The 6,132-nt window shown below is 37.1% G+C and carries 8 protein-coding genes; 2 read left to right on the top strand and 6 right to left on the bottom strand.

Features of this window, described 5'->3' with window-relative positions:
* Nucleotides 1-251: 251 nt before the first annotated feature.
* Together Z054_RS0119195 and Z054_RS0119190 are read right to left on the bottom strand one after the other, a co-directional pair.
* Nucleotides 252-749, bottom strand: coding sequence for a hypothetical protein (locus Z054_RS0119195; protein ID WP_024771665.1), 498 nt, complete (start codon nt 747-749; stop codon nt 252-254).
* Complete coding sequence (locus Z054_RS0119190) at nt 739-1,239, bottom strand: J domain-containing protein (protein ID WP_024771664.1); 501 nt, start codon at nt 1,237-1,239, stop codon at nt 739-741. Before Z054_RS0119190 ends, Z054_RS0119195 begins: the two co-directional genes overlap by 11 nt.
* 238 nt (nt 1,240-1,477) lie before the next feature.
* Here Z054_RS0119190 and Z054_RS0119185 point away from each other — a divergent pair, with 238 nt between their 5' ends.
* Nucleotides 1,478-2,311, top strand: coding sequence for a hypothetical protein (locus tag Z054_RS0119185; RefSeq protein ID WP_024771663.1), 834 nt, complete (start codon nt 1,478-1,480; stop codon nt 2,309-2,311).
* A 1-nt stretch (nt 2,312) separates the two neighbouring features.
* Here the strand turns inward: Z054_RS0119185 and Z054_RS0119180 are convergent, their stop codons facing one another.
* The 3 genes from Z054_RS0119180 to Z054_RS0119165 all read right to left on the bottom strand — a co-directional run bounded on the left by Z054_RS0119180 (nt 2,313) and on the right by Z054_RS0119165 (nt 3,832).
* Entirely contained in the window at nt 2,313-2,903 is a 591-nt protein-coding gene (locus Z054_RS0119180; RefSeq protein WP_024771662.1) for a hypothetical protein, read from the bottom strand.
* 111 nt (nt 2,904-3,014) lie between these two features.
* On the bottom strand, nt 3,015-3,251 hold the full coding sequence (locus tag Z054_RS0119175; protein WP_024771661.1) for a hypothetical protein: 237 nt from the start codon (nt 3,249-3,251) through the stop codon (nt 3,015-3,017).
* A gap of 320 nt (nt 3,252-3,571) precedes the next feature.
* Nucleotides 3,572-3,832 carry a hypothetical protein gene (locus tag Z054_RS0119165; RefSeq protein WP_024771660.1) on the bottom strand — a complete coding sequence of 87 codons (261 nt, stop codon included), beginning with the start codon at nt 3,830-3,832 and terminating at the stop codon, nt 3,572-3,574.
* 155 nt (nt 3,833-3,987) lie between these two features.
* Between Z054_RS0119165 and Z054_RS0119160 the strand changes: the two genes are divergently transcribed.
* Entirely contained in the window at nt 3,988-4,833 is an 846-nt protein-coding gene (locus tag Z054_RS0119160; protein WP_161635311.1) for a DUF4158 domain-containing protein, read from the top strand.
* Nucleotides 4,834-5,822: 989 nt separating this feature from the next.
* Here the strand turns inward: Z054_RS0119160 and Z054_RS0119155 are convergent.
* Entirely contained in the window at nt 5,823-6,038 is a 216-nt protein-coding gene (locus Z054_RS0119155) for a hypothetical protein (RefSeq protein ID WP_024771658.1), read from the bottom strand.
* Between the last annotated feature and the right edge of the window lie 94 nt (nt 6,039-6,132).

Here is a 6,132-nt window from a genome sequence, read left to right as displayed (position 1 = left end):
ATAAGCAATGACGTAGGAAATTGTGTTTGGAGAAATGCCCTTAGCTTCGCAACCCTAAACAGCATGTGTGAGCCAGTTAAGTGTATGATTCATTCTATTGTAGAAAAATAGATTATGGGGATTTGGATATATTACGGTTTTGCCATAGCTTTGTTTTCGTCAAAATGGCAAACACAGAGTTAAACTCTCACGTAAACGCAAACAAAAGATGCAGCCCTAAACTGCATCTTTTCTGTTTTTTTAGAATATGATTAATGGAAGATGAGTGCCGTTTGGTGACATGGTTTGGTATCATAGGATTCAAAGTATTTTTCACGCAGCATAATACGGATGAGCTCACGTTCGCTCGACGAGACGTGCTTATCATCCGCTACAAAATTATGCTCCAATACCATATTAATATTACTGCACCACGGATATTCATCAATGAAATAGCCATATTTGGTAAAGGCGCGATTGCCATGATTGGCATCTGATATTTCTTCCTTGGTTTGCTGACGGATATATACTAGATGCATTTTGCGGATAATCCATTGTAGGTTTTTCATGGGATTATGATTCACATTTTCATAGATGATGACCAGCTCATGTTTACGCATCACTTTTGGGGTTAGCTTGGCAAACCCGTAATAGACCTGTAAGCGTTCGGGGTTGCCTTTTGCTATCATGGTCGGTCTATTTAACGGGCTGTTTATCATGGCCTCAAGCTGCCGATCCCACTCTGCATTCAAGGTGGCTTTATCGGTCATAGCTTTTCAGTGTGTTTGGATGGGATGCCTTCTTATTATCGGGTCGCACCGAACCATATTTCGCACGAATGTCACCCAGTGTTTTCTTGCCTCTGGATTTACTTCTGTATTCTTCAGGACGGAAATACCATGCTTTTTTCTTGGAAGCCCACCAGAATCCAGAATCGTTGAGTAATTCCTTATGTGCTTTGGTGTTTCCTGTGACCCAAATCCATGAGCCGCATATCTCAATAATCAGATCAGGTAGATGGATAATCGCATTAAGAGCAACACTCAAGGTATCTGCGTAGTCGCTTTGTTCTCCTTTACTTTCTCCGTTATGGTTTTTAAGCACTTCATAGGCTTCATTGACCATTTTCATCAATTCCTCGCCTGCTGGATTGATATCAGGGTGGTACTTTTTGCACGCTTCTCTAAAAGCGGTTTTGACAATTTTTGGATTAATTTCTCCTGTAATGCCAAGTATCTTGGCTGCATCATACACATTCATTGTTATGGATTTAAGGTTTAACATGTGATTTAATGCAGTCCTCAAAAGCCTAGCAACTAATAAGCAATGACGTAGGAAATTGTGTTTGGATGCCAGGCTTTAACTTTGCAGACAAAAGCGCATTTAAGAAACCCTTGCGATCAGATGATGTATTTGATTAAGGAAAGGACAGGCAAAGGATAGTGGGAATTTGATTATTACCTAGAAATTAGTATTTTAGTTATAACTCTTATAATCAATGAATAAACCTGATTTAAAAAAAATCCGAAGAAAGTATTTTATAGCTTCTATTCCTGTATTTACTGCGATAATTTTTTACATAATCGCTTCCTTTGTTAATCTCAAAGGAGAGGTGAGACTAGGTTTAACAACCCTTATTTTAGTAATTGGGTTAGTTTTGACTATCTCAACGTTAGTTTATGACATAAAAAGTGGCTTTAAGGGTTATAAGAATGATCTCAATGATCATCTAGAAAAACAAAATAATCTCATGATGCAATTTCATTCAGAAAACAGTGATTTAATTAGAACAGCATCCCACATAGGTAATTATCATATCGTAGATAGTGTTGAATCACTTCAATATATAGCTTTGAGTATTAATCAATATGTAGAGATATATAATATCCGTTTAAACCCTAGAAATAAAACACCTTTCAGTTTACAGAATGCCACCGATGATTGGAGGAAAGCACTTAAAAAACGGTTTGATCGGCCAGGAGAGTTAAAGATTCGGGAAATAGTCGCTTATGATAAAAAATTGTTAGCTGAAAATGAAGAACTATTCGCATATTATCTAAATACGAAAAAAAATTTTGGAGAAAAGAACTACAAGGTAAATTATAGATATGTGGAGTTGAAATTAGCATCACGTAATCGGCAATTGACAAATTTTATACTATTGAAAACCAGAAATAACCATTGGGACTTATTTTGGGGATGGCACGAATTAACCGAAGAGAAGGGAAATATGAGTAAATACTTAACCTATCACACTTCACATAAAGAGACGGTTAAGGATTATCTGAAAAGATTTGAAACGAACTATCAAGGAAAAAGGGAGAAAAAATAGTTTAACGACCTCTCACTGAGGGTTGATCCTTTTTTATATACATTTCAGTAATGGCATCTTTTAATTGCTCATTTTTTTTAAACAAAGCATCCGTTCCTGGGTAATCATCCTTGAAATCGAGTGATTTACTATCCATTAAATTGCGAATTGTACCTTCAAATAACTTATCTGAGGCACTTAAAAGTGAATCAGCAATATCTTGTCCAAGTCGTTTTTTCATTGTTACATTCTGGGTTTCAAGAAAATTTTCATAGACCTTTTTTTGTGATTCAATACTATTTATTGCGTAGAGTAAGGTATTATTTATATTTTCACTTAGTTCTGGAGTAATTTCCACATGTTTGGTAGGGTTTACGGCTTTAAATTTACGTAACTCAGCACCCTTTGTTTGGTCAAGCACGGCGACAGACACCTCATCCATCCCATTTTCAATAGCTTCATAATCGCGCCTTATTCGATGAAGAATTTGCGTAAAATCATCAACAAATTTAAGTATATCTGGCTTTTGCTCATAGGATTGTCTTTTTTGAGAATCAACAGATTGTTCAACTGACTCCATCCACTCTTTAAGGTTAGATTGAATATCTGTCACTGAAAAATCTCCTATTATTTGATTAAATCACAGTTGCATAATTTAAGTCAAACTTCTTAATGAAAGGTTAATAAGCTGAAATGGATGATTTTAACTTGACCTTGCACTGGTTTAAGGGGTTGGCAATTCAGGTATGTATTTGGTAAGCAAGTGACTTGTTCTAAATGCTTTGATATAGACGACATCATCACTATATCCTGTGAAGTGAATCTCCACGAAAAACTGATCAATGGCAAAGAGAATATAACGTTCTTCATCTTCCATGAAGCTATCGACAAATGTTCCTTCTGAAAATACTGTACGATATTGCCGACCTTCTGATAAGAGGTTAAATTCGTGAAGTGTCATTTGCCAAAACGTTTTAGCAACCATTTTCGTAAAGATGGCCGCTCAATCTGTTCGCCGCATCCTTCATATAGGAAAGGTGGTAGTTCTGACTCTAAGCCAAGCTGTTTAGCACACGTATTACAAAATTCAGCCATAGGTGACATTTAAGAATCATAAAAATACATATCTTTTTGTATGTAGAAAAAATTTTGCGTGAGGGATTGCAGTGTAAATCCCAAAGCCTGACGGTAAGGAAGTGCGAGGCATTGAAGCGTAAAGCCCGACCCTTGTGGTCACGCCCATATCTTAAAAACGATAATCAGTAGAATAATCAAAGCAATCTAACGGTCAATATCCATTCCTCGGTCAATGTCTTTATCTTGTGATTGGCTTGGTGGTACGTGTGTAAAATCACGAAGTCGATCTTTCACTTCATCAAGATAAGCTTCTCGACCGTCATTAAATGTTTGGAGATATATATTATGCACATGAGGGGTTTCCGAAATCTTATTGGCTAATTCCGGTTTGAAGCGTTGCAAGTAATACCCATCATTGAACGCTTTGGCATATAATTCTTCTTCTTTTTTCTCTAAGTCATCCATTACTGAAAGAGTTTATAATGCGCGTTTTCTGTGTTTCTCTAGATAGGCTTCAATCGATGCGGAATCATAGAGGGGTAACGGGCACGTTATTTAGTAAAATGGCCATGAGCTTGTGAATGTGATAAGAGGGGTTCTTTCTTATCATGGAGGTTGGGATGCATGAGGATCCGCTATCGCTTAGTCAGGCGGAGGACGATTGGATTAGAAGCCATAGCGATCATAATATCATTGGCGCGGCCTCTCTTCTTCTATATTTTAAGAAAAAGGGTTCTTTTCCCCGAAATGTATCTGATGTTACCGAAGACGTAATCAATTTTATTGCATGCGTTTATGGTTCAAATAAAGCCCTACTTAAAGATTATTCCTTTAGCGGTCGTTCTTACAGGAGACATTGTGACGAGATTCGCATACTTCTTGGAGTACGTCGCCTAACAGAGGCAGACATACGTAACGCAGAAGCACATTTAATTTCTGTTTCTTTATCAGATGCTGACCATTGTGATTTAGAAGAGCAGCTTCGTTCTTGGTTGAGGGAAGAAAAAATTGAGATTCCTGCTGCTTCAAGGCTCAAGGTTATTATATCTGCTGCAAGGGAGGCTGGTAATACAACATTGTTCCGCGAGCTTCACTCTCGCTTGACTGAAGAAAGTCGTGTCGAGCTACATGCTCTTATATATACGTCTGAAGATACGCTTTCTTTCATCAAATCGGATCCTGGTCGTGCGAGCTTGGAAACGGTATTGTCGGAAATAGAGAAGCTGCAGATTGTGCGGGATCTGTGTCTTCCTGAAAATCTCACGGCGAATATATCATCATCACGCCTGCAACCATTATATTTACGTGCAGGCACGGAATCGACTTGGGATTTTAAGCGGCATCCGGAGCATATATCCCTGTCATTGCTGGCGTTGCTGTGCCTCAAACGCCGCGGCGAGATTATCGACGCGCTGGGCGATTTGATCATTCAGCTAGTACATAAAATTAAGAAGGGGAAACAATAAGGTAAACACAAAATGGTGTAGGTATATACTGCATCATTTTTTATCTAGATAAAAAAGATAAGACGAATACTATCCTGTGATTATGTGTTTCAGCTATGAATATACCATGTCACATCGACTGAATAGTCAATCATGTTTCTCGATTATATCTTCATCGAAAAAAGAGGAACAACTTTGACGTTGATTCCTCTTTACGAATATTGAGTAAAACAGTTTTCAGTGTAGGGATTAAGAGTGTAAGGAAAATAAATCATGCCGTAGAAAGGTTTTTGTTTTAAAGGATTCAGGAAATCATTAACCCATTAGAAAACTATCCCCATGAATCCCTCAGTGTGAGTGAGAACCTGTCCATGATTGCAAAATTGACATCCTCTATACTGAATGTGACATGAATTTAACACAAATCTTTTCTTTATGAATACGGAATATCCGCAAAAAAAATACGTTATAGGTGAAACTATCTGACTCCCTGATTGATAGAAAAACGGCGAAAAGGCGGAATTGGCATAAATTTAACATTTTGCTGATAAAAAATATAACACTTTTTGGGTTAGGGTGCAAAATCTGCAAAAACAATTAGAATCGGATAATTTTTTGTCAAAACATGCGTTATGTATGGCTTACATCTGTAGTTAAATAGGGTTACAGTTAGAAAAGAGAGAGTTTCCGGAAATAAATTACCCCTTTTGCCCCCTTAATTAATCCCTGTGATTAATTAGAGATAATCTGGATGCTCTCTCTTTTAATATATGTCTTTCCGTTTATCCATCTATCCTGGATAGATTAGTGTTGTTTTGAGGTATTTATAACACGAAAAAATATGGTCATTATATGAGTAACAACCACACTTTTTATTCGTGTTAAGAGTCAGTCGAACTAATGTGTTCATGTTAATAATCTTAGCAAATATCTGTGATATGTATCCTGCAAATATAGGGAGATTTCCCTCTTTAATGGTTACGGTAAAACCACGTATTTTATTCCAGATATCAAAACCTGTTGAGCGATTTTGGCGTGGCATGTCTTTCTTTATCAGGTCTGCTTGATCCATATTTAGTCCGAATATCATTCAGTGATTTTTTGCCTCTCGAACTGCTTCGATATTCTTCAGGTCGGAAATACCACGCTTTCTTTTTAGAAGCCCACCAGAAACCAGAATCTTTGAGTAATTCCTTATGGATTTTGGCTGCATCGTACACATTCATTGTTATTGGATTTTAAGGTTTAACATGTGATTTAATGCAGTCCTTAAAAGCCTTGCATCCAATAAGACTATTTAGAAAACAAGATAGAGGTAAA

It is taken from the genome of Aquimarina macrocephali JAMB N27 (genome assembly GCF_000520995.1).
Lineage (GTDB): Bacteria > Bacteroidota > Bacteroidia > Flavobacteriales > Flavobacteriaceae > Aquimarina > Aquimarina macrocephali.
Note: the sequence above shows the minus strand (reverse complement) of the source record. Positions and strands in the feature narration are given on the sequence as shown.